The sequence below is a fragment of the Roseicyclus sp. genome (assembly GCF_052168335.1).
Classification (GTDB): domain Bacteria; phylum Pseudomonadota; class Alphaproteobacteria; order Rhodobacterales; family Rhodobacteraceae; genus Roseibacterium.
The window spans coordinates 1-3,365 of record NZ_JBQLZP010000538.1; the positions used below are offsets into that span (position 1 = coordinate 1).

2 protein-coding genes are annotated in these 3,365 nt (G+C 71.7%); both read right to left on the minus strand.

The window, feature by feature from the left end; genetic code table 11:
• The coding region (locus ACTS11_RS16500; protein ID WP_442641393.1) for a Sua5/YciO/YrdC/YwlC family protein at positions 1–937 on the minus strand (937 nt) is incomplete at its 3' end.
• 183 nt (positions 938–1,120) lie between these two features.
• Complete coding sequence (locus tag ACTS11_RS16505; RefSeq protein WP_442641394.1) at positions 1,121–3,238, minus strand: dipeptide ABC transporter ATP-binding protein; 2,118 nt, start codon at positions 3,236–3,238, stop codon at positions 1,121–1,123.
• Positions 3,239–3,365 lie beyond the last annotated feature (127 nt).

Genomic DNA, 3,365 nt, shown 5'->3' on the forward strand with positions numbered 1-3,365 from the left:
GGAGCTGCGTGTAGGGCAGCATCCAGCCGAGCGTCGTCGCTCCGGGCGCGATGCCTTCGGGCAGGGGCGCGCCGCCTTTCGGCAGGAGAACGACGGGCGCCGCAGGCTCGGCGAGGCGCGCGCGCTCCGCCTCCGTCAGGACTGCGTGCCGCGCGATCAGGTCCAGGGGCGCCATCAGCGCCAGGGGCTTCGTCGGCCGCCGCTTGCGCGTGCGGAGCGTCGCGACGGCCTCCGCGTTCGTCGCGTCGCAGGCGAGGTGGAAGCCGCCGAGGCCCTTCACCGCGACGATCCGCCCCTCGGCGATCCACTGCGCGGCGGTGGCGATGGCGTCGCCGGGCAGGGGCGCGCCCGAGGGCGTCTCGGGCCGGAGGGTCGGGCCGCAGGCCGGGCAGGCGACGGGCTGCGCGTGAAAGCGGCGGTCGGCCGGGTTCCCGTATTCCGCGCGGCAGTCGGGGCACATCTCGAAGGCCGCCATCGAGGTCTCGGCCCGGTCGTAGGGCAGGCGGTGCAGGATCGTGAAGCGCGGCCCGCAATGGGTGCAGTTCGCGAAGGGGTAGCCGAAGCGCCGGTCCCCCCGGTCGCGAATCTCTGCGAGGCAGGCGGGGCAGGTCGCCGCGTCCGGCGTCACCCGCGTGCGCGCGCCGACCCCTTCCGAGGCGGCGATCAGGAAGCCCTCGGGCGGCGTCGCGAAGACGTGGGGCGCGCTCTCGACCGCGTCGACCCGGGCGAGCGGCGGGGCCGCGTCGCTCAGCGCCTCGAGGAAGGCGCGGGTGGCGCCGCGCGCGTGGATCAGGACGCCCTCGGGGTCGTTCAGGACCTGGCCCGCGACGCCATGGGCCTGCGCGAGCTGCCAGACGAAGGGGCGAAAGCCGACGCCCTGCACCTGCCCGCGGACGCGGATGGCGAGATCGCGGGAGAGGGATGCGTCGTCGGGCATGGGGCGGGGTCTCCGGCCGCGAGGCTAACGCGCCGGTGCCCCGTCCGGGAAGGGGTCTCCGCCGCGTGCCGCCGATGCGCCGTCGCGGCAGGGCGGATCGCGGCGCCCGGGCTCTGGCAGGTCGGCCCTCGCGCGAACGCGGAGCGCACCGGGCGCGCACGGCCCCGGTCGCCCGCTGCCGGATCACTCCGCGGCGTCGACCACGATCACGGGCTCCATCCGCGCGAGGATGTCCTCGGCCAGGTGGCACTTCACCTGGTGGCCGGGCGCGAGCGTCTTCATCGGCGGCACCTCCGTCTCGCAGAGATTGCCCGGCACCTCCGATTTCCAGCGGCAGCGCGTCTGGAACGGGCAGCCCGGCGGCGGGTTCATCGCCGAGGGAATGTCGCCCTCGAGCACGATGGTCTGCTTCTTCACCCGCGTGTCGGCGATGGGCACGGCCGAGAGGAGCGCCTCGGTATAGGGGTGGTAGGGCGGGCTGAAGACCTGGTCGGTCGTGCCGATCTCGACGACGTGGCCGAGATACATGACCATCACCCGGTCGCTCAGGTAGCGCACGATCGAGAGGTCGTGGCTGATGAAGAGGAGCGTCGTCTTCTCCGTGCGCTGGATCTCCATCAGGAGGTCCGTGACGGCCGCCTGAACGCTCACGTCGAGGGCCGAGACGGGCTCGTCCGCCACCACGATCCGCGCGCCGCCCGCGAAGGCGCGCGCGATCCCCACGCGCTGCTTCTGCCCGCCCGAGAGCTGGCGGGGCATCCGCTCGGCGAAGGCGCGGGGCAGCTTGACGAGGTCCAGCAGCTCCAGCATCCGCTGGCGCCGCGCCGCGTCGTTCTCGCCCACGCCGAAGACCTCGAGCGCGCGGATGATCTGGCGGCCCACGGTCATCGAGGGGTTGAGCGTGTCGAAGGGGTTCTGGAACACCATCTGGATCGAGGAGACGGTGGAGGTGCCGCGCGTCTCGATCGGCGTGTCGCCGATGGCCTTGTTGTCCAGCAGCACCTGCCCGTCCGTCGCCGTCTCGAGCCCCAGCAGCACCTTGGCGAGCGTGGACTTGCCGCAGCCCGACTCGCCCACGATGGCCAGAGTCTCGCTCTCGCGGGCCTCGAAGCTGAGGGTCTCGTTGGCCTTGACCACCTTGCGGTCGCCGCCGCCGAACATCGCGTTGGCCGCGACCTCGTAGTATTTCCTGAGGTTCTCGACCTTCAGGACCACGTCGCCCTTCTCGGGCGCCTCGGTCTGAGTCGAGGCCTCGACCGGGGCGGTCCAGTCGATCTCCTGGAAGCGCAGGCAGCGCGTCCGGTGGCGGTCGTCGCCCGGCACTTTCAGCATCGGGATGTCCTGCGCGTCGCAGCGGCCCTTCTCGAAGTAGTCGCAGCGCGGCCCGAAGTTGCAGCCGGGCGGGCGTTCGTGGGGCAGGGGGAAGTTGCCCGGGATGGCCTTGAGCGGCCGCGCATTCTTGTCGGCGCCGGGCAACGGGATCGAGCGGAAGAGCGCCTGCGTGTAGGGGTGCTGCATCTGGTCGAAGACGTCGGTGATCGAGCCCGTCTCGACCGCCTCGCCGGAATACATCACGCAGAGCCTGTCGCAGGTCTCGAGGATGAGGCCGAGGTTGTGCGAGATGAACAGCATCGAGGTGCCGTACTTGCGCCCGAGGTCCTTCACGAGGTCGACGACGGCGGCCTCCACCGTCACGTCGAGCGCGGTCGTCGGCTCGTCGAGGATCAGCAGCGAGGGGTTCGCCATCAGCGCCATGGCGATGACGATGCGCTGCTGCTGCCCGCCCGAGAGCTGGTGGGGATAGGCGCGCAGGATGCGCTCGGGGTCGGGCAGGCGCACGTCGGTCACGACCTCGAGGGCGCGCGCGCGGGCCTCCTTCTCGGAGAGGCCCTCGTGGATCATCGGCACTTCCATGAGCTGCTGGCCGATCCGCATGGCCGGGTTCAGCGAGGCCATCGGCTCCTGGTAGATCATGGCGATCTCGCGGCCCCGGATGGTGCGAAGCTCCTCGTCCGTCATCGCGTTCAGGTCGCGGCCCTTGAACCGGATGGACCCGCCGACGATCCGCCCGTTCACGCCGAGATCCTGCATGATGCCGAGGGCGACCGTGGACTTGCCGCAGCCCGACTCGCCCACGAGGCCCATCGCCTCGCCGGGCATGACCTTGGTGGAGAAGTCCATGACGGCGGGGATCTCGCGCAGGCGGGTGAAGAAGGAGATCGAGAGGTTCTCGATCTCGAGGATCGGGCCCTCGTGCTTCTGCGGCAGGACCGTGCTCGGGTCGGGGCTTTCGTCCAGCATCGTCGGTCTCCTCGTGGCGGGCCTCGGGCGGGGCGCGCGTCAGTCGCGCTCCGGGCAGAGTGGGGCGGGGGGTGTGGTCGCCTCGGCCGCCTCGGCGGCGGCCAGGAGGCCGGGATCGAAATGCCTC

Excerpts from the sequence above, each read along its gene's own strand:
- ACTS11_RS16505 (WP_442641394.1), bottom strand. The coding sequence starts at position 3,238 with ATGCTGGACGAAAGCCCCGACCCGAGCACGGTCCTGCCGCAGAAGCAC.